At 70.1% G+C, this 26997-nt stretch carries 22 protein-coding genes; 9 read left to right on the forward strand and 13 right to left on the reverse strand.

What is annotated here, in order from left to right:
- Positions 1-16 precede the first annotated feature (16 nt).
- The 3 genes from JJQ90_RS19270 to JJQ90_RS19280 are packed head-to-tail and all read left to right on the forward strand — an operon-like array spanning position 17 to position 2723.
- Positions 17-958 (forward strand): 3-hydroxyacyl-CoA dehydrogenase, encoded by a 942-nt coding sequence (locus tag JJQ90_RS19270; RefSeq protein WP_216877892.1) that lies wholly within the window; start codon positions 17-19, stop codon positions 956-958.
- Positions 955-1878, forward strand: a complete 924-nt coding sequence (locus JJQ90_RS19275) for a BKACE family enzyme (protein WP_216877893.1) — start codon at positions 955-957, stop codon at positions 1876-1878. The genes JJQ90_RS19270 and JJQ90_RS19275 overlap by 4 nt, the downstream gene beginning before the upstream one ends.
- Complete coding sequence (locus JJQ90_RS19280; protein ID WP_216877894.1) at positions 1878-2723, forward strand: hypothetical protein; 846 nt, start codon at positions 1878-1880, stop codon at positions 2721-2723. The genes JJQ90_RS19275 and JJQ90_RS19280 overlap by 1 nt, the downstream gene beginning before the upstream one ends.
- Here JJQ90_RS19280 and JJQ90_RS19285 read toward each other — a convergent pair.
- The 5 genes from JJQ90_RS19285 to JJQ90_RS19305 all read right to left on the reverse strand — a co-directional run bounded on the left by JJQ90_RS19285 (position 2694) and on the right by JJQ90_RS19305 (position 7255).
- On the reverse strand, positions 2694-3380 hold the full coding sequence (locus JJQ90_RS19285) for a hypothetical protein (RefSeq protein ID WP_216877895.1): 687 nt from the start codon (positions 3378-3380) through the stop codon (positions 2694-2696). The genes JJQ90_RS19280 and JJQ90_RS19285 overlap by 30 nt on opposite strands.
- 80 nt (positions 3381-3460) lie before the next feature.
- On the reverse strand, positions 3461-4444 hold the full coding sequence (locus JJQ90_RS19290; protein ID WP_216877896.1) for an ABC transporter ATP-binding protein: 984 nt from the start codon (positions 4442-4444) through the stop codon (positions 3461-3463).
- A complete protein-coding gene (locus tag JJQ90_RS19295) occupies positions 4441-5406 on the reverse strand; it encodes an ABC transporter ATP-binding protein (protein WP_216877897.1) in 966 nt (321 codons plus the stop codon). Before JJQ90_RS19295 ends, JJQ90_RS19290 begins: the two co-directional genes overlap by 4 nt.
- Entirely contained in the window at positions 5403-6263 is an 861-nt protein-coding gene (locus tag JJQ90_RS27515; protein ID WP_216877898.1) for an ABC transporter permease, read from the reverse strand. Before JJQ90_RS27515 ends, JJQ90_RS19295 begins: the two co-directional genes overlap by 4 nt.
- On the reverse strand, positions 6260-7255 hold the full coding sequence (locus JJQ90_RS19305; protein WP_329959480.1) for an ABC transporter permease: 996 nt from the start codon (positions 7253-7255) through the stop codon (positions 6260-6262). The genes JJQ90_RS27515 and JJQ90_RS19305 overlap by 4 nt, the downstream gene beginning before the upstream one ends.
- Positions 7256-7319: 64 nt before the next feature.
- Between JJQ90_RS19305 and JJQ90_RS19310 the strand changes: the two genes are divergently transcribed.
- Genes JJQ90_RS19310 through JJQ90_RS19325 form a run of 4 tightly spaced genes read left to right on the forward strand, consistent with a single transcriptional unit; the run spans position 7320 to position 12008 of the window.
- Complete coding sequence (locus JJQ90_RS19310; RefSeq protein ID WP_216877899.1) at positions 7320-8906, forward strand: ABC transporter substrate-binding protein; 1587 nt, start codon at positions 7320-7322, stop codon at positions 8904-8906.
- Positions 8906-9613 (forward strand): creatininase family protein, encoded by a 708-nt coding sequence (locus JJQ90_RS19315; RefSeq protein ID WP_216877900.1) that lies wholly within the window; start codon positions 8906-8908, stop codon positions 9611-9613. The genes JJQ90_RS19310 and JJQ90_RS19315 overlap by 1 nt, the downstream gene beginning before the upstream one ends.
- Positions 9598-10608, forward strand: a complete 1011-nt coding sequence (locus JJQ90_RS19320; RefSeq protein ID WP_216877901.1) for a ketopantoate reductase family protein — start codon at positions 9598-9600, stop codon at positions 10606-10608. The genes JJQ90_RS19315 and JJQ90_RS19320 overlap by 16 nt, the downstream gene beginning before the upstream one ends.
- Positions 10605-12008: a M20/M25/M40 family metallo-hydrolase gene (locus tag JJQ90_RS19325; RefSeq protein WP_216877902.1), complete on the forward strand. Its 1404-nt coding sequence runs from the start codon at positions 10605-10607 to the stop codon at positions 12006-12008. Before JJQ90_RS19320 ends, JJQ90_RS19325 begins: the two co-directional genes overlap by 4 nt.
- Here the strand turns inward: JJQ90_RS19325 and JJQ90_RS19330 are convergent.
- From JJQ90_RS19330 to JJQ90_RS19360, 7 genes are all read right to left on the reverse strand, one after another.
- Positions 11974-12483 (reverse strand): gluconokinase, encoded by a 510-nt coding sequence (locus JJQ90_RS19330; RefSeq protein WP_216877903.1) that lies wholly within the window; start codon positions 12481-12483, stop codon positions 11974-11976. The two genes, JJQ90_RS19325 and JJQ90_RS19330, sit on opposite strands and share 35 nt — an antisense overlap.
- Positions 12480-13457 carry a phosphogluconate dehydrogenase (NAD(+)-dependent, decarboxylating) gene (gnd, locus tag JJQ90_RS19335; RefSeq protein WP_216877904.1) on the reverse strand — a complete coding sequence of 326 codons (978 nt, stop codon included), beginning with the start codon at positions 13455-13457 and terminating at the stop codon, positions 12480-12482. Before gnd ends, JJQ90_RS19330 begins: the two co-directional genes overlap by 4 nt.
- Positions 13458-13505: 48 nt before the next feature.
- Positions 13506-14396 (reverse strand): MBL fold metallo-hydrolase, encoded by an 891-nt coding sequence (locus tag JJQ90_RS19340; RefSeq protein ID WP_230410817.1) that lies wholly within the window; start codon positions 14394-14396, stop codon positions 13506-13508.
- A gap of 68 nt (positions 14397-14464) precedes the next feature.
- A complete protein-coding gene (gene xdhB / locus JJQ90_RS19345) occupies positions 14465-16735 on the reverse strand; it encodes a xanthine dehydrogenase molybdopterin binding subunit (RefSeq protein WP_216877905.1) in 2271 nt (756 codons plus the stop codon).
- A complete protein-coding gene (locus tag JJQ90_RS19350) occupies positions 16732-18141 on the reverse strand; it encodes a xanthine dehydrogenase small subunit (protein WP_216877906.1) in 1410 nt (469 codons plus the stop codon). Before JJQ90_RS19350 ends, xdhB begins: the two co-directional genes overlap by 4 nt.
- 36 nt (positions 18142-18177) lie before the next feature.
- Complete coding sequence (gene treS, locus JJQ90_RS19355) at positions 18178-21492, reverse strand: maltose alpha-D-glucosyltransferase (RefSeq protein ID WP_216877907.1); 3315 nt, start codon at positions 21490-21492, stop codon at positions 18178-18180.
- Positions 21493-21713: 221 nt separating this feature from the next.
- The gene (locus JJQ90_RS19360) at positions 21714-22469 is read right to left on the reverse strand and encodes a response regulator transcription factor (RefSeq protein WP_216877908.1); all 756 of its coding nucleotides are present in this window, start codon (positions 22467-22469) and stop codon (positions 21714-21716) included.
- A gap of 230 nt (positions 22470-22699) precedes the next feature.
- On the opposite strand from JJQ90_RS19360, the gene JJQ90_RS19365 reads away from it, so the two are divergent.
- Both JJQ90_RS19365 and JJQ90_RS19370 read left to right on the forward strand, forming a co-directional pair.
- Positions 22700-23995 (forward strand): response regulator, encoded by a 1296-nt coding sequence (locus tag JJQ90_RS19365; RefSeq protein ID WP_216877909.1) that lies wholly within the window; start codon positions 22700-22702, stop codon positions 23993-23995.
- 86 nt (positions 23996-24081) lie between these two features.
- Positions 24082-25251 (forward strand): glycosyl hydrolase family 8, encoded by a 1170-nt coding sequence (locus JJQ90_RS19370; protein ID WP_230410818.1) that lies wholly within the window; start codon positions 24082-24084, stop codon positions 25249-25251.
- On the opposite strand, the gene araD is transcribed toward JJQ90_RS19370, so the two are convergent.
- Positions 25248-26996 carry an L-arabinonate dehydratase gene (araD, locus tag JJQ90_RS19375; RefSeq protein ID WP_216877910.1) on the reverse strand — a complete coding sequence of 583 codons (1749 nt, stop codon included), beginning with the start codon at positions 26994-26996 and terminating at the stop codon, positions 25248-25250. The genes JJQ90_RS19370 and araD overlap by 4 nt on opposite strands.
- Between the last annotated feature and the right edge of the window lies 1 nt (position 26997).

Genomic DNA, 26997 nt, shown 5'->3' on the forward strand with positions numbered 1-26997 from the left:
AACAGGGGGGCTCGTCATGGGCGAGGCGCGCAAGGTTGCGATCGTGGGCGCGGGGCTGATCGGCCGTTCCTGGGCGATGATCTTCGCCCGGGCCGGCTGGCAGGCCGCGCTGCATGACCCTGATCCCGCGGCGCTGGATGCCGCCCCGCGCCTCTGCGCCGAGGGTCTGGCGGAGCTGGCGCGGCATGGGCTGTGCCCCGCGCCGGAGGCCGCCGCCTCCCGCATCAGCATGGCCGGCAGTCTGACGGAAGCGCTGTCCGGCGCGACCTTCGTACAGGAGAACGGGCCGGAGGATGCCGCGACGAAGCGCGCCATCTTCGCGGAGCTTGATTTCCTGGCGGCGCCGGATTGCATCCTGGCGTCGTCGACCAGCGCCATCCCGGCCTCCGTCTTCACCGAGGGGCTGGCCGGGCGGGCGCGCTGCCTCGTCGCGCATCCGGTGAACCCGCCGCATCTGGTGCCGGTTGTGGAACTGTGCGGCGCGCCCTGGACGGCGCCCGCGACCATCGACCGCGCGCGGGCCATCTTCGCCAGCATCGGCCAGGCGCCCATCACGGTGAAGCGGGAGATCGAGGGCTTCATCCTCAACCGCCTGCAGGGCGCCCTGCTGGCCGAGGCCTTTCGGCTCGTGCAGGAAGGCTATGTCTCGCCGCAGGATCTGGATACGACCGTGGCGGAGGGGCTTGGCCTGCGCTGGTCCTTCCTCGGCCCCTTCGCGACCATCGAGCTGAACGCGCCGGGCGGCATCCCCGACTATTGCGCGCGCTATGGCCCCTTCTACGGGCGCATCGCCGCCGCGCCGCCCTCGCCCGAGGTTTTCGGCGCGGCGGGACTCGGACGCATCATGGAACAATGGGGTGCCACGCCCGACCGGTCGGAGATCGCCAGCCGCAGTGCGCGACGGGATGCGCGGTTGGCGGCGCTCGCCGCGCATAAGAAGGAGAGCGGAGAGGCATGACTCGCAAAATCATCATCACCTGTGCGGTGACGGGCGCGATCCACACCCCCAGCATGTCGCCGCATCTGCCGATCACGGCGGAGCAGATCGCCGATGCCGCGATCGGCGCGGCGGAGGCCGGTGCGGCCATCGTCCACCTGCATGCCCGCGACCCGGTGGATGGCCGGCCCGACCAGTCGCCGGAGGCCTTCGCGCCCTTCCTGCGCGTCATCAAGCAGCGCAGCGACTGCGTGGTGAACATCACCACCGGCGGCGCGCCGACCATGACCATCGAGCAGCGGGTGAAGCCGGCGGCGAGCTTCGCGCCGGAGGTGGCCTCGTTGAACATGGGCTCGATGAATTTCGGGCTGTTCGGCATGCTGAACCGGTTCAAGGATTTCCAGCACGACTGGGAACAGCCCTACCTGGCCAACAAGGACATCCTGTTCCGCAACACTTTTGGGGATATCGAATACATCCTTCGCACGTGCTCAGAGAATAACACGCGCTTCGAATTCGAATGCTATGACACGTCGCATCTCTACAACCTGAAGTACTTTCTCGATCAGGGCCTCGTGCGCGCGCCGCTGTTCATCCAGACGGTCTTCGGCCTGCAGGGCGGCATCGGTGCGCATCCGGAGGATGTGCTGCATATGAAACGCACCGCGGACCGGCTGTTCGGCGACCAGTATCGCTGGAGCGTGCTGGGCGCCGGCCGCAACCAGCTTCCGATCGCAGCCATGGCCGCCGCCATGGGCGGCAATGTGCGCGTCGGCATGGAGGACAGCCTCTGGGCCGGGCCGGGCCGGCTGGCGCGCAGCAATGCCGAACAGGTCCGCGCGGCGCGGCAGATCATCGAGGGGCTGGGGCTGAGCGTGGCCACGCCGGATGAGGCGCGGGAAATGCTGAGCCTGAAGGGCGGGGACCGGGTGAACTTCTGATGTCTCTGGCTGCGCTGCGCGCGATACGGACCTGGCGAGCCGCGCTGGCGGCCTCCCTGCTCGCCTTCGCCATCTCCATGCCACTTGGCGTGCTCAGCGGCGACCTGCTGCGGTTCGTGCCGCGCGATGGCCTTTTCACGGTGACGCTGGCCTGGAACCTGCTCAGCCTCGCCTTGGTGGAAGGCTGCAAGCTGGCGGCGCTGTGGTGGATCCTGCGCCGGGACATCGAAAGCTGGCCGGCGCTCGGCCTCGCCTATGGCGTGCTCGCATCGGGCTGGTCGCTGCTGCGCTGGGGGCTCGATTGGCTGCAATTCCCGGGCTTCGTGACCGCCTCGCCGATGATGGCACTGCACCTGGCCACGCCGATCCTGTTCCACGGCCTGCTCGGCCTTCTGGCCGCGGGGCTTGCCCGCGCGCCGGGGCGGGTCTGGTGGGGCTGGGCCGGGGCAAGCCTGGCGGGCCTTATCCTGACGAACTGGCGATCCTGGCTGATGCTGGCAGTGCCGTTGCCGGAAAGCCTGCTGCTGCTGGTGGACCTCGGCCCCCCGCTGGGCGTGGTTCTGTTCGGACTGGCCGTCTGGTGGGTGCGGCGCCACGGTCCGCGCCACCTGGTGGTGCTGGGGTTTGGCGTGATCGCGGCGCTGCTGCTGGTGCTCGGCCTGCTGCACCAGATCGTGCCGGTGGGGGGCATCCGGCGGGCGGACCCCGCGGCCGCGCTGATGGTGGCGCTCGGCCTTTGCCTCCTGGTGGCGATGGTCGCGCGGCAGACCATACTGCCCTGGATGCGCCGCGCAGGAGGGGAGCTCGAGGCGCCGCTACCCGTGGATGTTCCCATTCCGCGATGACCAACGATAGGTGATCTCGCCATATTGCCGGCCCGTGATGCGCAGCGGCAGGGTCGGCGCGTAGATCTCCATCGCATAGGCGGGGCGGTAGTCGCAGACCAGCTTGCCGGTGGCGTCCGTGATGAACACCCAGGTCGCCGGCCCGACCCGCCAGGTGACCCCGCCATGATTGGCGACCTGCATCGCCACGATGCCGCGCCCCGAAATGCCGTAGTTGCGGACGGAGCGGATGAAGGGCCGGTACATCGCCGGTTCATTGGCCACGGCCTGGGCAATGATGCCGTCCTCATGATCCTCGACCATCGCCTTCACCACGCCGGTGACGATGCTGGCGGCCGAGCCGATGGCGCCCCCGGCCAGGGAGACCACGGTGCCGAGCCCCCAAAGCTCCACATCCCCCGGCTGCGGCGCCCGGCCGGACAGCACCCAGACCGCCGGCTGCACCAGCGCACCCGCGAGGCCGCCCGCCGCCCCGCGCAGTCCCAGCCGCCCCGCCTCCCCGGCCCCGCGCTCAATGAAACGGGTCAGCGTTTCGGAGGCGATGGTCTGCGCCACCTCCCGCCCGGTGTTGGAGGAGTTGTTGATGAGGTCGGTGATGCCGTTGGATTCGGCCGGTGGGGTGAAATCCCCGGCGGCTGGCTGGGTGGATCCACTCATGGCCTGCTTCCTCGGTGGCGTCGTTGGCCAGCAGGATAATCAGCGCGGCGCGGCGGCGCGTTTCGCTCTGCTTCGCGACGTTACGCGTGATGGCAGGCGACCAGCGCCCCATCCTCCCGCGCCGTCAGCAGCGGGCGTTCGGCGCGACAGAGGTCGGTGGCCTTCGGGCAGCGCGGATGGAAGGCGCAGCCGCTGGGTGGCGACAGTGGCGAGGGCAGTTCCCCGGCGATCGGCTTGAAGCTGGCCACATCCTCGGCCGAGAGCCGCAGCTTCGGCACGCTGTCCAGCAGCCCCTGCGTATAGGGATGCCGCGGCGCCGCGTAGATGACCCGGGACAACCCGCTTTCGACGATGCGGCCGAGATACATGATGGCGACACGGTCGCTCACATGCCGCACCACCGACAGGTCATGCGAGATGAAGACGCAGGTCAGTCCCAGGTCGCGCCGCAGATCGAGGAACAGGTTCAGGATCTGCGCCTGGATCGACACATCCAGCGAGGCCACCGGCTCGTCGCAGACCAGCATCTCGGGCTGCATCGCCAAGGCGCGGGCGATGGCCACGCGCTGCCGCTGGCCGCCGGAGAACTGGTGGGGGAAGCGGGAGGCGAAGGCCGGGTCGAGGCCGACGCGTGCCAGCCATTCCGCCACCATGCGCGGCGCCTCCGCCCGCGTGGTCAGGCCGTGGGTGACGGGGCCTTCGGCGATGGTCTCGCCGATGCGCATGCGCGGGTTCAGCGAGGCGAAGGGGTCCTGGAACACCGTCTGGATGCGCGTCGTCGCCTTGTGCCGCCCTACCATGGGCGCCTGCCCTGAGACCAGTACGCGGCCGCTCGTCGGCGCCAGGATGCCCGCCAGCATTCTTCCGAGGGTGGACTTGCCGCATCCGCTTTCGCCCACCAGGCCGAGTGTCTCGCCGGCAGTGATGGAGAGCGACACGTCGGAGACCGCCTGCACCGCGCGCCGCTCCACCTGCGCACCCAGCGCGCCGGCGATCCGGTCACCGAGCGAAAGGCGCGGGTCGAAGCGCTTGGTGACGCCCTCGGCGACAAGAACCTGGTTCACGCCGCCACCCCCAGCGGATGATGGCAGCGCACCAGCCTGTCGCCCGTGACCACGTCCGGCGGGTCCGTCGCGCAGACCGCATCGGCGCGTGGGCAGCGCGGCGCGAAGGGGCAGCCGGGTGGCAAGGCGAGCAGGCTCGGCGTGGTGCCGGGAATCTGGTTCAGCCGCGCGCCCGGCAGGGCCGTGGCCGGCAGGCTGTCCAGCAGCCCCCGGGTGTAGTGGTGGCGTGGGTCGCGCAGCACCTCCCCCACCGCGCCGGATTCCACGATGCGGCCCGCATACATGACCAGCACCCGGTCCGCGAGGGAGGAGACGGTGGCGAGGTCGTGGCTGATCCAGACCAGCGCCGTGCCCGTCTCCCGCGCCAGCTTCTGCATCTCCGCCAGGATCTGCGCCTGGATCGAGACATCGAGCGCCGTGGTCGGCTCATCCGCGATGATGAGATCCGGGCCGTGCAGCAGCGCCGTCGCAATCGCCACGCGCTGGCGCATGCCGCCCGAGAATTCATGCGGATAGGCATCCAGCCGCGCCGCCGCGTCCGGAATGCCGACGCGCGTCAGCGTGCGCGCGGCCAAGTCCCGCGCCGCGGCCTCGCTGGCCTGTCCATGCGCGCGCACGGCGAGCGCCATCTGCTGGCCGATGGTCAGCACCGGGTTCAGCGTCGCCGCCGGGTCCTGGAACACCATGGCGATGCGCTTGCCACGCAGCCTGCGCATATCGCCTTGCGCCAGCCCCACCAGCTCCTGCCCATCGAAGCGGATGGAGCCGGAGACGATGCGGCCGGGCGGATCGACCAGGCCGATCAGCGAGAAGCCCGTGACGGATTTGCCGGAGCCGCTCTCGCCGACCAGGCCCAGGATTTCGCCACGTTGCAGGCTGAAGGACACGCCCTCCACCGCGCGAACCACGCCGGCGCGGGTGAAGAAATGCGTGCGCAGATCACGAACTTCGAGAAGGCTCACTTGCGGAGCCTCGGGTTGAACTGGTCGCGGATCTGGTCGCCCACGATGTTGATGGCGACGATCAGCAGGATCAGCGCGATACCGGGATACACCGAGATCCAGGCGCGCCCATTCATCATGTAGGGAAAGCCATTGGCGATCAGCATGCCTAGCGAGGGCTCCGTCGGCGGCAGGCCCAGGCCGAGGAAGGACAGCGTCGCCTCCAGCGCGATGGCATTGGCCACCTGCACGGTGCCGACGACGATCAGCGGCGGCAGGCAGTTCGGCAGGATGTGGCGCAGCACCACGCGCCAACTCGGCAGCGGCGTGGCAGAAGCGGCCTCCACGTAATCCTTCTGCCGCTCGGCGGTGGCGGCGCCATAGGCGGTGCGGGCGAAATAGGCATATTGCGCGGCGACCAGCGCGATGATGAGCTGCGACTTCCCCTGCCCCAGCACCGCCACCAGCACCAATGCCAGCAGGATCGCGGGGAAGGAGAGTTGCAGGTCCACCACCCGCATCACCAGCGCCTCCACCCATCCGCCGAGATGGGCGGAAAGGATGCCGAGGGTCGCGCCCAGCGTCATCGCCACCGCGCCCGCCACCAACCCCATCTGCAGGGAGATGCGCAGCCCGTAGAGAATGGCTGAGAGCAGGTCCCGCCCCTGCGCATCCGTGCCAAGCCAATGCACATATTCGCCGGATCCGACATAGCCCGGCGGCCGACGCGCATCCATCAGGTCCAGGATCGCCAGGTCGTAGGGGTCCTGCGGCGCGAAGATGGGCGCCGTCAGCGCGGCCAGCACCACCAGCACGACAACGGCGAGCGCCACGACGGCGACCCAGTTCTCCCGGTATTCGCGCCAGAAAGCCTTCACGCCGCGCGCCCCCGTCGAAGCCGTGGGTCCAGCAGCGCATAGGACAGATCGACCACCAGGTTGATCACCACGAAGAAGAAGGCGACCAGCACCAGATAGGCCACCATCACCGGCCGATCGAGCGAGGTGATGGAATCGATGATGAGCTTGCCGACGCCGGGCCAGGAGAAGATCGTCTCCGTCACCACGGCGAAGGCCAGCGTCGAGGCGAATTCCAGGCCGAACACGGTCACCAGCGGGATGGAGATCAGCCGCAGCACATGCCGCCGCAGGATGGTGAATTCCGAAAGGCCGGCGGCGCGGGCGAACTTCACCGTGTCGGTCAGCATGATTTCCCGGGTTCCGGCGCGCGCCAGCCGGATCATCATGGCCAGCTTGAACAGCGACAGGTTCAGCGCCGGCAGGATGAGGAAGGTCAGTCCCTCCGCCGTCAGGAACGACCAGCCGATGCCGAAGACCTCGACCGTAGGCCCGCGATCCCCCGCCGGCAGCCAGCCGAGATTGACCGCGAAGGTCAGGATCAGCAGCAGCCCGACCCAGAAGGTCGGCACCGAAAACCCCAGCACCGACACCGCCATGATGGCCCGCGACGACACGGCATCCGGCCGGTAGCCGGCATAGATGCCCAGCGGAATGCCGATGAAGGCGCCGATCAGCACCGATGCCAAGGCGAGTTCCAGCGTCGCCGGCAGCCGTGCCAGCACCAGTTCCAGCACCGGAATGTCGAAGACCAGAGACCGCCCGAAATCGCCGGAGAGCAGCCGCCCCAGAAAGGCGAAGTATTGCTGCCACAGCGGCAGGTCCAACCCGTAGCGACGGATCGTATCCTCCCGGATGTCCTGCGTCGCGTCCGGGGAGATCAGCACGTCGATCGGATTGCCGATGGCGTATACGCCGATGAAGACGAGCGCCGACATCGCCAGCATGACGCCGACCGATTGCAGGAGTCGCTGGATGATGAAGCCGAGCATTGCATCGCAGTATCGGGGCATGGACAGCGGACGCAAGCCGTTCCTACCATCGGCGGGACAGGACGCTTCCCCGGGGGATATAAAAATGACCCAGACCTTCCGCCGCCTCGCTCTGGCGGCCACCACAAGCCTGCTGCTGACCGGCACGGCCGGCGCCCAAACACTGAACCTCGGCGTCCGCGCGGGGCCGGAGGGGGTGGACCCGCACTTCACGGCCACCGGCACCCATGCCGAGGCGCTGAAGCATGTCTTCGACACGCTGGTGACCAGCGGCGACAACCTCCAGTTGGAGCCCGGCATCGCGGAAAGCTGGCGGCCGATCGACACCACCACCTGGGAATTCAAGCTGCGCCAGGGCGTCACCTTCCATGACGGCAGCCCAATGACGGCGGAGGATGTGGTCGCCTCCATCCGCCGCATGCAGGTGCTCTCCGGCCCGAACCCGACGCGCATCTACGTCCGCAACGTGAAGGACCTGCGCATCGTCGATGCGCATACGCTGCACGTCATCACGGATGGCCCGGCGCCGACCCTGCCCAACGACTTCATCCGCGTCTTCATCACCAGCGCCCGCGCCACCGCGGGCCTGACGCCGGAGACGAGCAACGAGGCCTTCAACACCGGCCGTGCCGCCATCGGCACGGGGCCCTACCGCTTCATCTCCTGGACCCCGCGGGAGCAGTTCGTGGTGGAGCGCAACGACGCCTATTGGGGCGGCCGCCAGCCCTGGGCACGGCATGTGCGCCGCGAAATCCCGAATGATGCCGCCCGCGTCGCGCAGCTGCGCACCGGCCAGGTGGACATGATCGTCCGCGTGCCGGCGGCCGATGTCTCGACACTGGAGCGTGACCGCGCGCTGCGCGTGGTGAAGGCGGATACCGTCTATGTCTTCAACCTGCAGCTCGACTACCGCGAGAACACGCCGCAGGTGACCGCCCGCGACGGCTCCCGCCTCGCCGCCAACCCCTATCGCGACATCAGGGTGCGGGAGGCGATGGACCTTGCGATCGACCGTCGCGCGCTGGCCGAGATCGCCATGGAGGGCCTGGGCAGCCCGCAGGGCCAGATGGTGACGCCCGGCATCTTCGGCTTCAACCCGGCCATCCCGATCCCGACGCCGAACCTGGCCCGCGCCCGCACGCTGCTGGCGGAAGCCGGCTATCCCAACGGCTTCCGGATGGTGCTGAACTTCACCAATAACCGCCTGCCGGGCGACAATGGCGTCGGCACCGCGCTGGCCCAGATGTTTGCCCGCATCGGCATCGAGGTGCAGGCAGCAGGCCAGCCCGCCGCCGTCATTTTCCCCGCCCGTGCGCGCGGTGAATTGTCGAACATCATGGCCGGCTGGGGCACGCTGACCGGCGAGGCGAACTACTACTATTCGTCCAACGCGCACACCAACAACCCGGCGCTGCGCCTCGGCGCCTTCAACTGGCATGGCTATTCCAACCCGGAGATGGACCGCCTGATCCAGGCCGCCTCGGTGGAGCTGGATGCGAAAAAGCGGGAGGAGTTGTTGCAGCAGATCGCCACGCTCTTCACCACGGAGCGGGTCGGCATGCCGCTGGCCTCCGTCGGCTCCGCCTGGGCGATGCGGCGGGACCGGGTGAACCTGGTGCGCGCCCGCACCGATGAGGACACGCTGGCGATGGACATCGTGCCGACGCGCTGATGAACATCGCAGACCACAACTGGAAGGATATCGAGGCGCGGCTGCGCCTCGATGACCGCTGCGTGCTGCCGCTGGGCAGCACGGAACAGCATGCGCAGCTTTCGCTGGCCACCGATGCGATCCTGGCGGAGCGCGTCGCGCGGGAAGCGGCGGCGCCACTCGGCGTGCCGGTGTTTCCGGTGATGCCCTTCGGCCTCGCGCCCTACTTTTCCGAATTTCCCGGCAGCGTCTCCCTGCGCGTCACAACGCTGCTCGCTGTGATGCGCGACCTGGTGGACAGCGTCGCGCGCGTCGGCTTCCGCCGCGTGATGGTGGTGAACGGCCATGGCGGCAATGCGCCGGTCGCCGCGCTGCTGCAGGAGATGATGGCGGAGACGCTGGGCCTCAGCCTGAAATTCCACAACTGGTACAACACGCCGCGCGTCTGGGCGGCCGCCATGGCCGCGGACCCCTCCGCCAGCCACGGCAACTGGTTCGAGAACTACCCCTGGACCCGCCTGCCCCACGCCCCCGCGCCCGAAGGCCGCAAGCCCGTGCCGGACCTCGCACGGATGAAGGCCGGCGGCCCCGCCCAGACCCGGGCGATTCTCGGCGACGGCGCCTTCGGCGGCCCCTGGCAGATCGACGACACAACCATGCAGGCCATCTGGGAGATCGGCGTGGCCGAAACCCGCGAGGCGTTGGAGGGACCATGGCAGACCCGATAGTCATCTGGGGCGCCGGCGCCATCGGCGGCACGCTCGGCGCCTTCTGGGCGCGTGCGGGGCATGAGGTGCTGCTGGTCGACACCGTCGCCGAACATGTCGAGGCCTGCCGTACCACCGGCCTGCGCATCACCGGCCCCGTCGCGGAGTTCACGCAGGTGATCCCGGCGGTGACGCCGGCGGAGCTGACGGGCACCTATTCCCGCATCGTCCTCGCCGTGAAGGCGCAGGCCACCGAAGCGGCGATCCCCATGCTGGCGCCGCATCTGGCGCCCGAGGGCTTCGTCTTCTCCGCCCAGAACGGGCTGAACGAGATCGCCCTGTCTCGCGCCTTCGGCGCCGATCGCGTGATGGGTTGCTTCGTGAATTTCGGCGCCGACTGGCACGGCCCGGGCGAGATCCTGTTCGGCAATCGCAGCGCTGTCGTCATCGGCGAGCTCGACGGCAGCACGCGCCCGCGCACGCAGGCGATGTTCGCCCTGTGTCAGAAATTCGAGCCGGATGCGATCCTCACCGACGACATCTGGTCCTACCTCTGGGGCAAGATGGCCTATGGCGCCATGCTGTTTGCCACCGCGCTGAACAATGACAGCATGAGCGCCAATTTCGGCGATCCGGCCCGCCTGCCCGTCTGGCTAGCGCTGGGCCGCGAGGTCGTCGCGACCGCCCTGGCCCATGGCGTCACGCCGCGCGGCTTCGGGGATTTTCGACCCATGGCCTTCGCCCCCGGCATGCCGGATGCGGAGGGTGCTGCCGTGGTCGACTGGCTGCGCGACTTCAACGCTGTCGGCGCGAAGACCCATTCCGGCATCTGGCGCGACCTCGCCGTGCGCCGCCGCAAGACCGAAGCGGATGCGCAGATCGGTTTGGTGCCTGGCCTCGCCGCGGAAAAGGGCATCCCCGTGCCGGTGATGGAAAAGCTGTGTGCCCTGATCTCGGAACTGGAGACCGGCCGCCGCGCCCAATCCGCCGAAACCTTCACGGCGCTGCTGGCATGACGGACAAGGTCCTCGACCACCTGCTGGCCGATCGCACCCCCTTCGTCGCGCGGCTGGCCGCCCTGGTCGCCTGCCCCTCCGTCTCCACCGACCCCGCTTATGCCCCCGGCATGGCGGAGGCGCGGGACTGGTGGTGCGCGCGCCTCGCCGCGCTCGGCTTGGAAGGGGTGCGGGAGGTCGCGGCCGGCGGGCACCCCGCCGTCACCGCCCGCTGGCACGGCGCCGGGCCGCAGGCGCCGACGCTGCTGGTCTATGGCCATTACGACGTGCAGCCACCCGACCCGGCCGAGGCCTGGATCTCCCCGCCCTTCCAGCTCACGCCCCGCAACGGCCGACTCTATGCGCGGGGCGTCGCCGACGACAAGGGACCCTCCCTTCTCGCCATCGAGACGCTCGGCGCCTTCCTGGCCGTCGAAGGCCGCCTGCCCTGCAACGTCACCATCCTGCTGGAGGGCGAGGAGGAGGTCGGCTCCGCGACACTCGCAAAAATCCTGGAGCAGGATCGCGCCTGGTTCGCCGCCGATGCCGTGCTCTCGGCCGATGGCGCCCGCTGGCGGGCGGACATGCCGACGCTGACCGTCGCCACCCGCGGCAATACGGCGCTGGAGCTGTCACTGCGCAGCGCCGGGAAGGACCTGCATTCCGGCCGCTATGGCGGCGTGGTGGCCAATGCCGCCCAGGCCATGGCGCGCCTGCTGGCGACGCTGCATGACGCGCAGGGCGCCATCGCCGTCGCCGGCTTCGCCGATGGCGCGGTGTCGCCCGATGCGGCGATGCGCGCGCAACTGGCCAAAATTCCCTTCGATGTGGCGGCGCATGATGCCAGCATCGGCGCCCCGCCCTCCGGCCTGTCCACCGCCGCCTTCCTGGAACGGCTCTGGCTGCTGCCGACGCTGGAGGTGAATGGGATGTGGGGCGGCTATACCGGCCCCGGCGGCAAGACCGTCATCCCGCACCAGGCCTTTGCGAAACTGTCGATGCGTCTGGTGCCCGGGCAGGACCCGGCGGCGGTGGTCGCCGCCGTCTCCCGCCATCTGCGCGCCCATTGCCCGCCCGGCGTGGCGCTCGAAATCCGCAGCCTGCGGGAGGGCAGCCGCGCGACGGAGGTCCCCGGCGACCACCCTCTGCTGCTGGCCGCCGAGGCCGCCCTGACCCAGACCACCGGCACCGCGCCGCTCCGCGTTCGCATGGGCGCGACCCTGCCGCTGAGCGACATCGTGCAGCGCGTGCTCGGCCTGCACACCGTCATGTTCTCCTTCGCCACGGCGGATGAGGATTTTCACGCGCCGGACGAGAACTGGCGGGAGAGTGCGATTCCGGAGGGATTTGCCGCTTGGGTCGCGCTGCTGCGGCAGGTGGGCGGGCTCAGCCGAGCCGCGTTCCTGCGCCCAGCGCGCTGATCGCGGCGTCCGCCAGCGCATCCGGCGTCGCCGCCACATCCAGCAGGATGGCACTTTCCTCCGGCGCCGGCGGTTCCAACGTGGCGAACTGGCTTGCCACCAGGCTGGCCGGCATGAAGTGGTTTTGGCGCGCCGCCTGGCGGGCCGCGACCAGGGCCTGGTCGCCCTGCAGGAAGACCAGCCGCAGGTCGGGTGCCGTTGCGCGCAGCCGGTCGCGATAGGCGCGCTTCAGGGCGGAGCAGGTCACCACGCAGCCGCGGCCACGATGCGCTGACAGATGCGCGCCGATGGCATCCAGCCAGGGGGCGCGGTCGCCGTCATCCAGCGGCTCGCCCCGGCTCATCTTCGCGACATTCGCGGGCGGATGAAAACTGTCCGCATCGTCGAAGCGCAGGCCCAGCCCCTGCGCGATCAGCGGCCCGACGGTGGACTTGCCCGCCCCCGAGACGCCCATCACCAGCACCAGATGGCTCATTTCGGCTCCAGATGCCCGCCGAAGGCGTTGCGCATGGCCGAGAGCGACCGATCCGCAAACGGCGCCTCCTGCCGCGACCGGAAGCGGGAATAGAGCGCGGCGGAGAGCACCGGGGCCGGCACCGCGCTTTCGATCGCCGCCTGCACCGCCCAGCGCCCCTCCCCACTGTCGCCGACCCGGCCGGAATAGCTCGAAAGCTCCCCATCCGCCGCCAAGGCCTGGGCCGTCAGGTCCAGCAGCCAGGAGGCGACGACGGAACCACGGCGCCAGGCCTCGGTGATGTCGGGCACATCCAGGTCGAGCCGCAGCTCCGGCGCCACCGCCTCGCTGCCCTGCTGGCGGAGCAGTTCCAGCCCCTCCGCCATCGCCTGCATCATCCCGTATTCCACGGCGTTGTGGACCATTTTCGTGAAGTGCCCGGCGCCATTGGCGCCGCAATGGACGTAGCCCTGGGGCGGGCGCGGATCGGCCTCCGCGTTGCGGCCGGGCGTGGGGGATGCCGCGGCCTCCCCGGGCGCCAGCGCCTTGAAGATGGGATCGAGCCGTTCGACCGGCACGGCCGGCCCGCCGATCATCAGGCAGTAGCCGCGCGCCAGGCCCCAGACGCCGCCGGAGGTGCCGATATCCAGCATGTCGATGCCACGCTCGCGTAGCAGTCCGGCGCGGCGGATGGCGTCCTTCCACATGCCGTTGCCGCCATCGATGGCGACGTCACCCGGCTCCAGCAGCCCGGCCAGTTGCGCCAGTGCCTCCTCCGTCGCCGCGCCGGCCGGCAGCATCACCCAGACGGCGCGGGGCGCCGGCAGGCGGCGGACGAGGTCGGCGAGGTCGCTGGCACCCTCCGCGCCCTCGGCGGCCAGGGTGGCGACCACGGCCGGGTCGCGGTCCCAGACGGTGCAGGAGATGCCGGCGCGCATCAGCCGCCGCACCAGATTGCCGCCCATGCGGCCCAGCCCGACCATGCCGAGTTGCATCCTGAAGACCCTCCCGAGATTGGTTGCCAGGATGCGGGCCGCTTCGCCTTAGGACAAGCCGGCCGCAGCCTCCGCCGATTTCGGCTTCACCGGAATCTTGAGGTAGCGCACGCCATTGGCCTCGGCCGCCGGGAAGCGGCCGGCGCGGATATTCACCTGGATGGAGGGCAGCAGCAGGGTCGGCGCGGCGAGCTTGGCGTCGCGGGCTGTGCGGAAGGCGACGAAATCCTCCTCCGTCTGGCCGTCCTTCACATGCGGGTTGTGGGCGCGCTGCTCGGCCACGGTGGATTGCCAGGCGAAGCTGTCCCGGCCCGGCGCCTTGTAGTCATGGCACATCCACAGGCGCGTCTCGGGCGGCAGGGCCAGCAGGCGGTGGATGGAGCGGTAGAGGGTGCGGGCATCGCCGCCCGGGAAATCGGCGCGCGCCGTTCCGTAGTCGTGCATGAACAGCGTGTCGCCAACAAAGACGTCGTCCGCAATCTTGTAGGCCGCGCAGGCCGGCGTGTGGCCGGGCACATGCAGCACCTCCACCTCCAACGCGCCGATGCGGAAGTGCTCGCCATCGTCGAACAGATGATCGAAGTCGCCGCCCTCGGGCGCCATGTCGTCCAGCCCGAAGACCGGCCGGAAGATCGTCTGCACCCGCTTCACCCCGGCGCCGATGCCGATCCGCGCGCCGCTATGCTGCTTGATCCAGGGTGCGGCGGTCAGGTGGTCGGCATGGACATGGGTTTCCAGCACCCAGTCCAACGTCACGCCTTCCGCCTTCGCCGCATCCAGCAGGGCCTGGGCGGAGCGTGTATCCGCCTCCCCGCTCCGGTTGTCCCAGTCCAGCACGGGGTCCACCACGGCGCCACGATGGGTGGCGGGGTCCCAGACCAGGTAGGAGACGGTGTTGGTCGGCTCGTCGAAGAAGGCGCGGATTTGGGCCTGGGCCATGATGTCCTCCTCGCGGTAGGGCATCATAGAGCAGGAATACGCCAGGAATCACCCCTTCCGCAGCCGGTTCATCCTTCCCGCCGGGCCAAGGCCATCAACAGGCGTTCCGGCGTGGCCGGCAGGTCGAGCGTCTCCACGCCGATCGCGTCCTTCAGCGCATTGGCCACGCTGATCGCCAGCAGCACCGGCGGTTCCCCCACCGCCTTGGACCGGAAGATGGTCTCCGACCGTGCCGGCGCGCCTTCCAGCAGCCGAACGTTGAAGATCGGCGGCACGTCGCGGGAGCCGGGGATCTTGTAGGTGGAGGGTCCCACCGTGCGCAGCCTTCCCTGGGTGTCCCACCACAGCTCCTCGCAGGTCAGCCAGCCCATGCCCTGCACGAAGGCGCCCTCGATCTGGCCGCGGTCGATGGCCGGATTCAGGCTGCGGCCGCAATCCTGTACGATGTCGGTGCGCAGGCAGCGATGCTCCCCGGTCAGCGTATCGACGATCACCTCGGATACGGCAGCGCCGTAGGAGAAGTAGAAGAAGGGGTTGCCGCGCATGGTCGCGCGGTCCCAATGGATGTCCGGCGTGCGATAGAATCCCGTCGAGGACAGCGAGACCCTTTCGAGGAAGCAGAGTTTCGCGAGTTCGCTGAACTCCAGGACGACATTGCCGCCGATCCGCTCCGCCCAGACCTTGTTGTCGGCGAAGATCACCTGCTCGACCGGGATGCCGAAGCGGGTCGCGGCGACCTCCGCCATGCGGCCCTTGATCGTCTCCGCCGCATTATGCGCGGCCCAGCCATTCAGGTCGCTGCCGGTACTGGCGGCGGTGGGCGCGGTGTTCGGCACCTCCGCGGTGCTGGTCGCCGTGATGGCGATGCGGTCGAGGTCGGTGCCGAAGACGTCGCAGACCACCTGCGCCACCTTCACGAACAGCCCCTGCCCCATCTCCGTGCCGCCGTGGTTCAGCCGGATCGAGCCATCCGCATAGACATGCACCAGCGCCCCCGCCTGGTTCAGGTGCATGACGCCGAAGGAGATGCCGAAGGCCAACACCATGGAACCGAGCCCGCGTCGCAGCGTGGGATGCGTGGCATTGAAGGCCGCGATCTCGCCCCGCCGCCGGTCCCAGTCGCTGTCCTGCCGGGCCTCGGCCCAGACGCGGGCGATAAGGTCGCCCTCAACTTTCTGGCCGTAGGGCGTCTCCTCCCCCTTGCCTGGCGCGCCGAGGAAATTCCGCGCACGCACCTCCTCCGGCGGCAGCCCGCAGGCGGCGGCAACGCGATGCACCACATCCTCCATCAGCAGCGCGCCCTGCGGGCCGCCGAAGCCGCGAAAGGCGGTGTGGGAGACGGTGTTGGTCTTCACCGCGCAGCCGGTGATCGTCACATCCGCCACGTCGCAGCAGTTCAGCGCATGGGTGACGGCGCGGAACACGACGCCCGGCGACATGTCGACGGACCAGCCGCCATCCGCCGCCAGCAGCGCCTCCAGACCCAGCACCCGCCCCTGCGCGTCGAAGCCGGCGGTCCAGCGGTACAGGAAGGGATGGCGCTTGCCGGTGGCGAGCATATCCGCCCGCCGCGTCAGCCGCAGTTTGACGGGCCTGCCGGTGGCGCTTGCCGCCAGGGCCGCGACGGCGGCCACCCAGCTCGCATTGCTCTCCTTGCCACCGAAGCCGCCGCCCATGCGCCGGCAGGTGACGGTGACGCGGTGGCAGGCGCCGCCCAGCACCTTCGCCACCACATGCTGCACCTCGGACGGATGCTGGGTGGAGGAGAGTACCAGCATCTCCCCATCCTCGCCCGGCGTGGCGAGGGCGACCTGGCCTTCGAGGTAGAAATGCTCCTGCCCGCCGGCGCGGAACTCCGCCTCCATCCGGCGTGGCGCGGCGGCGATGGCGCGGGCCGCGTCGCCGCGCGTCATCACCTGTGGTGCCACGACATTCTGGCCGAGTTCCAAGGCCCGCTCGATGCTCAGCACCGGCTCCCGCGGCGTGATCTCGGCGCGGATCGCGGCGGCGGCGCGCAAGGCGTCGTCGCGGGTGGTGGCGACCACCACGGCCAAGGGCTGGCCGGCGAATTCCACGAGGCCGTCGGCGAACAGCGGTTCGTTGACGGCGATGTCGTTCTGGCCCGGCACGTCGCGCGCGCCGAGCACGGCGACCACGCCCGGCATCGCCCGCGCCGCCGCATCCTCCAGCGCCAGCAGCCGGCCATGCGCGATCGGGGAGAGCACCAACGCGGCATGCAGCGTGCCGGCGGCCTCCGCCGTGTCATCGAGGAAGCGGGCCTCGCCGGTCGTGTGTTTCAGCGCGCTGTCATGGCGCAGGGCGGCGCCGGCGCCCTTCATGGCGACACCGCATAGCTGGCGACATCCGCGGGCAGGTCGGGGTTCGACCCGCGCAGCGCCAGCCGCCGCAACAACCCCTGCGCCACCATCAGCCGATAGGCGGCGCTGCCCCGCCAGTCCGATAGCGGAAAAATCTCATCCGCCAGCACCTCCGCCGCCTCCCCCAGGCTGGCCGCGTTCAGCACATGGCCGCGCAGCGCGGCCTCGGCGCGCGGGGCTCGGGCGGCGATGGGGCCGACGCCGCCGAAGGCGAGCCGCACCTCCGCCACGCGCCCATCCTCCATCCGCAGCCAGAAGGCGGCGCCGACCGTGGCGATGTCCTGGTCGTGGCGCTTGCTGACCTTCTCGCAGACGAAGAGGTCGCCGGGCGCCGGACGCGGCAGGGTGACGGAGAGGATGACCTCATCCGGCGCGAGGTCGTTCACCCGGTAGCCCTTGAGAAAATCCGCCACCGCCATTCGCCGCATGCCCCGCACCGAGGCCAGGGTCACCTGCGCGCCAAGCGCCAGCAGCGGCGGCAAGGCATCGCCGATGGGCGACGCCGTGCCGAGATTGCCCCCAAGCGTGCCCAGTCCGCGAATCTGCCGGGAGCCTAGCCGGGCCAGCAGGGCAGCGAAGGGTGCGAAGCCAGCCTCCCGCCGGCAGGCCTCCAGCAGCGCGGCATAGGGCAGTGCGGCGCCGACCTCCAGCGCTTCGGGCGTCGCCTGCAAGGCGTGCAATTCGGGCACGCCGAGCAGGCAGATGACCTCCGCCGGGCGCTCGCGATGGTCGGAGACGCGCAGGCCGAGATCGGTGCCGCCGGCCAGCAGCCAGGCCCCGGGATGCGCCGCCCTTAGTGCTAGCAGGGCATCGAGCGTCACTGGCCGATGGAAGACCTGGCCTGGCGCCTCGAAGACAGTGGCGGCCTCCTGCGGCAGCGCGGGCGGCGCGGCGCCATCATCAGCGAGGCCGGCAAAGACATCGAGAATGGGGCGGTAGCCGGTGCAGCGGCACAGATTGCCGGCCAGCGCCTCATGCACCTCCCCACCCTCGCGGGCATGGGCCCAGGCGGTCATGACGATGCCGGGGGTGCAGAAGCCGCATTGGGTGCCGTCGCTCTCGGCCATGGCGCGCTGGATCGGATGCGGCGCGCCATCGGCACCGCGCAGCCCCTCCACCGTGCGGATGGCGCGCCCATGCACCTGGCCGAGCAAGGTGAGGCAGGCGTTGATCGGCCTGCGGTCACCTTGCGCACCCTCCAGCACCACGGTGCAGGCGCCGCAATCACCCTCCGCGCAGCCCTCCTTGGTGCCGGACAGCGCCGCCGGGCCGCGCAGCCAGTCGAGCAGGGAGGTGGTGGGGGATGTGCCGGGCGGCAGGTGGACCTGCCGCCCGTTGAGGAGAAAGGCGATGGAGGTGGCGCTCATGGCCCGAGCATAAGCAAAAGCCGGGCCTGCCCGCCATCACCCCGCTTCGGGCATCTCCTCTGACAGCAGCCGGGCCGCGATGGTCACCAGCCCGCGCAACGGCACCGGCAGCCAGGTAGGGCGGTTGGCGATCTCATACCCCACCTCATAGGCCGCCTTTTCCAGCAGGAAGAGGTCGAGCGCCCCGGCCGCGCCGGCCGGCGCCGGGCCGGCCTCCGCCTCCCAGGCCAGGTTATAGGCGCTGAGGAAGGCGGCCTCCGCCGCCACCCGCCAACGCGCGATCAGCGCCGTGCGGCGCGGCGTCGGCGCCGCGGTGGCGGAGCCGGACTCCTCGGTCGCCGCGGCCACCGCGCCGGCATAGTCCAGGCTGCGCAGCAGGCCGGCGACATCGCGCCAGGGGCTGGATTTCGCCCGTCGGTCATCCAGGGACCGGGCCGGCTCGCCCTCGAAGTCCAGGATCACCGCATCGCCGGGCGCGACCAGTACCTGGCCGAGGTGGAAATCGCCGTGGATGCGGGTGGCCATCAGCGCCGTGGGGTCCGGCGGGTTGGCACGCAACGCCGCCAGCAGAGCTTCGCGCCGGCTGGTCAGCCATTCCGCCAGCCGCGACGCCTCCCCTTCGAGCCCCGGCCCGGCGAGAAGCCCCAGCGCCTTGTCGAGCATGTTCCCGGTCTGCTCGACCCATTGCGCCACCATCGCCGCATCGGCCGCATCCGGGGTGAAATCCGGATCCTCCGAGGGGCGGGCCAGCACCAGATGCAGCTGCGCCAGGCGGCGGCCGATGGCCTCAGCCAAAGGCAGGTAGCCGGCCAAAGGGTCGTCGGGCTCGGACTCCGTCAGCGCCGCGTCATCGACGGTGCGGGCCAGCCAGTCGAGCGTCCAGCCCCAGGCATCGCCCTGGTTGCGGCTGAAGGCCTGCAACACCATCAGCGTATGCGGCACGCCCTGCGCATCCACCCGCACCACCTCGCCCAGCAGGGCCGGGGTGCCGGGGTAGCCGGCGGCAGTCAGGTGGCGTGCCATTTCCGATTCCGGATGGCGGCCCGGCAGCACGCGGCGGAACAGCTTCATCACCACCGCCTCGCCGATGATGACCGTGGAATTGGACTGCTCCACGCCCAGGCGCCGCACCTCCGGCACATCCGGCAGGTCCATGCCGCGCAGCGCCTCGGTGGCGGTGAAATGCAGCTTGCCCTTCGGCGTCTCCACCGTCGTGCCGCTGCGGCAGGCGGCCAGCACGGCGCGAACGAAGCCATCGACCGCCATGGCATCCGTCAGCAGTCCGACGCGGGAGCCCTGGCGCAGCCGGGCCAAGGCGAGTTGCCCGGCCGGCAGCGACTCCTCCTCCACGCCGATGCGGGCCATGGGCAGCGACCAGAGCGCGCCATCCACCTCCAGCTCCGCCAGGATCATCAGCGGCGACAGCGCGAAGGGGATCGCATAGGCGAAATGCGGATGGCTCTCCAGCGCCTGGTTCTTGGCGCCGAACCAGCGGCGGCGGTGCAGCCATTCCGGCAGCACCTCCCGCTCCAGCACCCGGCGGGCCTCGGCGATCAGGGATTGCGCGGCACCGGCCTTCATGTCGGCCGGCGCCACCAGGGTGCGCAGCTCCGCCAAAGGCTGCGGCGCGGCGACATGCCAGGCCGGAAGCTGGGCGCCTTCGGCCAGCAGGAACCAGTGGAAGGCATAGGGCGGCAGGGTCAGCACATAGGACTGGCCACCGATCGGCGGGAAGGGCGTGCCGCCCAGCATCTCCACCGGCACCCGCCCGGCCAGCGCCGACAGGTCCAGCTCCACCGCCTGCGCGGCGCGGGAGAGGTTGAAGACACAGAGCACGACATCGCCCTCATATTCGCGCAGATAGGCGAGCACCTTGCGATTGCCGGGATAGAGCAGCCGCATCGTGCCACGGCCGAAGGCCTGGCTGCGGCGGCGCATCGCCAGCATGCGGCGCGTCCAGTTCAGCAGGCTGTGGCTGTCGCGCGCCTGGGTTTCGACGTTGAGGCTCTGATAGCCATACATCGGGTCCTGGATGGTCGGCAGGACCAGGGCGGCCGGATCGACGCGGGAAAAGCCGCCATTGCGATCCGGCGACCATTGCATCGGCGTCCGCACGCCATCGCGGTCGCGCAGGAAGACATTGTCGCCCATGCCGATCTCGTCGCCGTAATAGATCACCGGCGTGCCGGGCATCGACAGCAGCAGCCCGTTCATCAGCTCGATCCGCCGGCGGTCATTCTCCATCAGCGGCGACAGGCGCCGGCGGATACCGAGGTTCAGCCGCGCCCGACGATCCGCCGCATAGACCGACCAGAGCGTGTCACGCTCCGAGTCCGTGACCATTTCCAGCGTCAGCTCGTCATGGTTGCGCAGGAAGACGGCCCATTGGCAGCCATCGGGGATTTCCGGCGTCTGGCGCAGGATGTCGGTGATCGGGAAGCGGTCTTCCTGCGCCACCGACATGTACATGCGCGGCATCAGCGGGAAGTGGAAGCACATGTGGCATTCGTCGCCGTCGCCGAAATACTCCTGCACATCCTCCGGCCACTGGTTGGCCTCGGCCAGCAGCATGCGGTTCGGGTAGCGATCCTCCAGCGCCGCGCGGATGCGCTTCAGGATGGTGTGGGTCTCGGGCAGGTTCTCGTTGTTGGTGCCGTCGCGCTCCACCAGATAGGGCACCGCATCCAGCCGCAGGCCGTCCACGCCCAGGTCGAGCCAGAATCGCATGACGCGGAGGATTGCCTCCAGCACGCGGGGGTTATCAAAATTCAGGTCGGGCTGGTGGCTGTAGAAGCGGTGCCAGTAATGCGACTTGGCCACCGGGTCCCAGGCCCAGTTCGACTTCTCCGTGTCGATGAAGATGATGCGCGTGCCGTCATAGCGGTTCGGGTCGTCCGACCAGACGTAGAAGTCCCGCTGCCAGGACCCGGGCGGGGCATGGCGGGCGCGCTGGAACCAGGGATGCTCGTCGCTGGTGTGGTTGATGACCAGTTCGGTGATGACCTTCAGCCCGCGCGCATGGGCTTCCCGCACCAGGCGGCGGAAGTCGGCCAGCTTGCCGTAATCGGCATGGACATCGGTATACTCCGCGATGTCGTAGCCATCGTCGCGCCGCGGCGAGGGATAGAAGGGCAGCAGCCAGATCGCGTCCGCGCCGAGCCCGGCCACGTGGTCGAGCTTGGAAATCAGCCCGGCGAAGTCGCCAATGCCGTCATCATTCCCGTCCATGAAGGATTTCGGGTGGAGCTGGTAGATGACCGCATCCCGCCACCACAGCGGTCCACGCGCCGCATCCCATGCCTGCTCCGGTTTGCCCGTCGCATCCCGTCCGTCCGCCGTGCTGGCCGCCATGACATTCCCCTGATTGAGCAGGCGGAACGCGATGGAACCCGTCCCGTTCCGCCACTCGTGCCAATCCGCGGTCATGCGGATGGCTGGCGCCCCCCTGTTTCACCGCTGCGGCGGCCCGGGGCAAGCGTTCCCTCGGCCGAGGCAGGTCGCCACGCGGGGGCAAGACGACAAATCCGTGTGGTTTGTCGTCCCGTGTCTAGCGGAAAAAGACGCGGCCCAGATCAGCCGTTGGGAAAGCCGATGAAGACATAGCCGACCTGGCGGATGGTGATGATGCAGCGCTCGCCCAGTTCCGGCGCCAGCTTCTGGCGCAGATGCAGCACCGCATTGTCCACCGCCCGGTCGCCCGGACGCCAGGCGCGTCGGAAGACCTGGAGGGTCAGGGCTTCCCGCGTCTGCACCTCGCCGGGCTGGGCCGCCAGGGCGGCCATCAGGTCGAATTCCGCGCCGGTCAGTTCCAGCAGGCTGCCATCCGGCCGCACCAGGCGGCGCTCCACCGGCTGAAGCCGCCACCGGTCGCGGCGCGGCACGGCGGCGGCCATGTTGCCGGGGCGGCGGATGCGGGCGCGCAGCCGCGCCACCAGTTCGCGGCCGGAGACCGGCTTCACCAGGAAATCATCGGCCCCCAGCTCCAGCCCCAGCACCCGGTCCGTCTCCTCCCGGTTGCCGGTGACGATCAGGATCGGCGCATCGGTGCGGGCGCGCAGTTCCGGCAGATGCGGCAGCGTGTCCACCGGCCCCAGCCGCTGGTCCAGGATGATCGCATCCAGCCGGTGGGATTCGACGATGGCCAGAGCCGCGGGAAAGGAATTGGCGACAACGGTGCGCAGGCCGTAGCGCGCCAGATAGGCGGCCATTTCATCCGTCAACTCGCGCTCATCATCCGCCAGCAGCACCAGCGGCAGCGCCGCCTGGCCCAATGCCGCCGTTTCCATCGCACGCGCCTCCGGGTCCGCGACGCCGGGGCGAGCGGTCATTATCCGCAACGTCATGGTATGTCTCCCGGGACGGGCGCGATCTCTACAAATGGAGACGCACCGCGACGCGGAGGTTAACCGAGGACAAAGGGCGACGTCGAGCACCCGTCTCAGAAAAAGCGAGAATAGTTACGATCAATCACGACAACACGACGACGCGTTAACGTCTCATTCATCGCTCCGCCTTCCAGGGAGACGCCCTGCCAGGTCCTGCAAGACGGAGCCGCCCGATGAACATGCCGATCAGCCTTGGCAGCGCCCACAGCCCGGCGATGCTGCGCCTGCAAAGCCTCGCCCGACTTTCGGTGCTGCTGGTGGATGACGAGGTGGAGGTGCTGGAGGAACTGGCGGGCGCGCTCGGCCGCCGCGGTCTCGATGTGCTGTCGGCCGGCTCGGCGGAGGCCGCGCTGGCCGTGCTGCGGGGCAGGCCGGATGTGGCGACGCTGGTCAGCGACATCCGCATGCCGGGGATGGACGGGCTGGCCCTGGCCGAGGCGGCGCTGCGAGGCCGGGCGGAGGCGGAGGCGCTGGAGGTCGTGCTGGTCACCGGCTACGCCTCCTCCGCCCATGGCATGGCAGCGGCGCGGCTCGGCGCTTTCGGCGTGATCCAGAAGCCGATGCGCGGCGCCGACCTGGCGCGGATGGTGCAGGAGGCGCTGGCCCGCGCCGGCCAGCGGCGCGGCGCCGTGGCGCAGCCCGGCAGGCCGAGGCGCCGTGCCAGTGGCGAAGCACCGCCGTCCCCCGGCTGGACCGCACCGGGATGGACGGCGCGCGCGGCGGGTCCGCCCCTGCCGCAACGGCCGACCGCCGCCGCCGGACTGCCGCCCATCGCCGCGCGGGTCGATGCGCCGATCCCGGCCAGGCCGGCCACGGCGCCGCGCCTCGACCCGAGTCAGGACGCGGAGGCCCTGCTGCACAGGCTGGCGCGGCACCTGGACGCCGCCGGCAACGGCATTGAGGCCATTGCCCGCGACCTGCGCGGCCCGCTCGGCGACCTGCTGCGCGACGCGCCGCGGGCCAAGGAGGCGGCCGGCGCGCCGCGCGGCCTGCTGGCCTTGCTGGATGACCTGATGGACATCGCGGCGCTGGAGGCCGGCAGCCGGCGGCAGCACCCCGCGCCGATCTCCGCACATGGGCTGCTGGATGCCGTGGCGCTGCGGCTTTCCGCCATGGGGCTGCGCTGCGGCCGGCGCATCATCCTCCAGCCCGATGCCGACCCGGCCTTCCTGCTCGACAGCCCCCGGCTGGTGCGCGCCATGGCTCTTCTGGCGGGCCTCGCCATCGGACCGAAATCCACGATGGCCATGGCCGATCTGTCGATCGACGCCGGCGCCGGCCAGGCAAGGCTCGACCTGCTGATCCGCCCGGCGGAGACAGACCTGCCGGCCTGGCCAAAGACCCCCGCCGAAAGCCGCCTGCCGATCGCCATCGCCCGCCACCTGGTGACGCTCCAGGGCGGCCGGCTGGATGCCTGGCCGCTTCCGGAAGGCGGGCTGCGCGCCCGGATGCTGATCCGCGGCGGGTGATCCCCTGCGCCCGACACCGAGACCTGAACCGGCCGCCTCCGCCCTTTCGGGGCCGGACCGGCTCGCCATGACTGGAGACCGCCTGGATGCTCGCCGAATCGCTGACCCGCTCCCTGGCCGATGAGACCCCTCGCCCGCCGATGCCGCGCCTGGCCCGCCGCGCTTTGCTCGCCTTGACCACGGCGGCGCTGGTGCTGACGCCCGCCTGCGGCGAATCCTGGGCGCCCGCCCCGCGGGCGGAAACCGAGGACGACCCCGCCGCCGCCTGGCACAGCTTCCGCGACCGCTTCATCGCCACCGATGGCCGGGTGGTGGATGACGGCAATGGCGGCATCTCCCACAGCGAGGGCCAGGGCTATGCCATGCTCTTCGCCGAGGCCTTCGACGACCGCCGCAGCTTCGAACGGGTGCTGCGCTGGACCCGCGCCCATCTGCGCCGGCCGGACGGGCTCTATGCCTGGCGCTTCCGTCCCGAAGCCCAACCGCCGGTGGAGGACAGCAACAACGCGACCGACGGCGACCTCTACATCGCCTGGGCACTGCTCCGCGCCGCCGACCGCTGGCAGGAGGCATCCTGGCGGCGCGAGGGCCAGCGCATGGCGCAGACCATCCTCCAGAAGCTGGTGGTGGAGGTGGAGGGGCGCACCCTGCTGCTGCCGGCGGCCTATGGCTTCGTGCATCCCGACCGGGTGGTGGTGAACCCGTCCTATTACTGCTTCCCGGCGCTGGCCGCGCTCAGCCGGGCGCTGCCGGACCGCGCCTGGGGACGGTTGATCGATGATGGGCAGGCCCTGCTGCGCGGCAGTTGCTACGGCCGCTGGGGCCTGCCTGCGGATTGGGTGGAGATCGTCCGCGGCCGGGGCGGCCAGGCGCAGCCTGCCGCCGGCTGGCCGGCGCGCTTTTCCTACGACGCGGTGCGGGTGCCGCTGCACCTGGCCTGGGCCGGCATGGGCAGTGAGCCGGCGCTGCGCGCCTCGGCGCAGTTCTGGACCGGCCCCTGGCTGTCCGGCCGGCCGGCCTGGGCCGACCTGCTGACCGGCAGGATTGCGCCCTATTCCGCGCCCACGGGCATCGAGGCGGTGGCGGAGGTGACGCTGGCCAGCCACCAGCACCGCGCCCTGGCGCGCCCCCTGCCCGGCATCGCCCGCGCCACGGACTACTATTCCGCCGCGCTGTCACTGCTGGCCCGGCTGGCGCTGCGGGAGAATCCCCGCAACGTCATCGCGGAGGCGGCCAGGCAGGGCCAGCCCGGCTAGTAGATGTCGGGTTCCGGCGTGGCGGCGCCGGCTTCCAGGAAGCGCAGGTCGCAGCCCTCATCCGCCTGGGTCACCTGGTCGAGATACATGGAGGTCCAGCCGCGCGCATAGCGACGCGCGGGCGGCACCCAGGCGGCCTGGCGCCGCGCCATCTCCGCCTCATCGACCAGCAGGTCGAGCTTGCGGTTCGGCACGTCGAGGCGGATCAGGTCGCCATCCTTCACCAAGGCCAGCGGCCCGCCGACATGGCTCTCCGGCGCCACATGCAGCACGCAGGTGCCGTAGCTGGTGCCGGACATGCGGGCGTCCGACAGCCGCACCATGTCCCGCACCCCCTGCTTCAGCAGCTTCTGCGGGATCGGCATCATGCCCCATTCGGGCATGCCGGGGCCGCCCTGGGGACCGCCGGATTTCATCACCAGCACGCTGTCGGCCGTGACATCCAGATCCGGATCATCCAGCCGCTTCTTCAGGTCGGCATAGTTCTCGAACACCACCGCCGGGCCGGTATGGCTCAGCAGGCGCGGATCGGCCGCGCTGGTCTTGATGACGGCGCCGCGCGGCGCCAGCGTGCCCTTCAGCACGGCCAGCCCACCCTCGGCCTGCAAGGGGCGGTCCAGCGGCCGGATGATCTCCTCGTTGAAGACATCCGCATCGGCGATGTCCTCGCCCAGCGTCGCGCCGCTGACCGTCTTCGCCGTCAGGTCCAGATGCGGGCCAAGCCGGTTGAGGAAGGCACGCGACCCGCCGGCGAAGAAGAAGTCCGCCATGAGATAGGTGTCGCCATTCGGGCGGAGGTTGGCGATCAGCGGCACGCGGCGGCTGATGGCGTCGAAGCGCTCCAGGTCGAGCTCCAGCCCGGCACGGCGCGCCATGGCGATGATATGGACGATGGCATTGGTCGATCCGCCGAAGGCCATGGTGGCGGCCACGGCATTGTCGATGCTGCCCTGGCTGAGCAGTTTGGCGGGCGTCTCGTCATCCCAGACCATGTCGACGATCCGCTTGCCGGAATCGGTCGCCATGCGCGGATGCGCCGAATCGGCGGCGGGGATGGAGGATGCGCCAGGCAGGGTCAGGCCCATGGCCTCCACCGCCAGCATCATGGTCGCCGCCGTGCCGGCGGTCATGCAGGTGCCGAAGGAGCGCGCCATGCCGCCCTCCATGTCCTTCCACTGCGCCGGGGTGATGTTCCCGGCGCGCAGCTCCGCATTGTACTTCCAGGCATCCGAGCCCGAGCCCAGCGTCTTGCCGCGCCAGCTTCCGCTGTTCATCGGACCGGCGGGGACGAAGATGAAGGGCAGGCCGGCGGAGAGCGCGCCCATCACCAGCCCCGGCGGCGTCTTGTCGCAACCGCCCAGCAGCACCAGCCCGTCGCAGGGCTGGCTGCGGGCCAGCTCCTCCGTCTCCATCGCCAGCATGTTGCGATACAGCATGCTGGTCGGCTTCATGTACTGCTCGGTGACCGGATGCGCCGGCAGCTCCACCGGGAAGCCGCCCGCCTGCCAGACACCGCGCTTCACCTCCTCAGCCCGCGTGCGGAAGTGGAAGTGGCAGGGGCTCAGCTCGGACCAGGTGTTGATGATGCCGATCACGGGCTTGCCGCGGAAATCGGACTCGGAAAAGCCCATCTGGAGCATGCGGGACCGATGGCCGAAGGCGCGCAGGTCGTCCACGCCGAACCAGCGATGGCTGCGCAGATCCTCCGGCCGCTTGCGGGCCGCACCCTTGCTGTTTTCGGCCATG

The sequence above is a fragment of the Falsiroseomonas oleicola genome, assembly GCF_019029495.1.
GTDB lineage: Bacteria > Pseudomonadota > Alphaproteobacteria > Acetobacterales > Acetobacteraceae > Falsiroseomonas > Falsiroseomonas oleicola.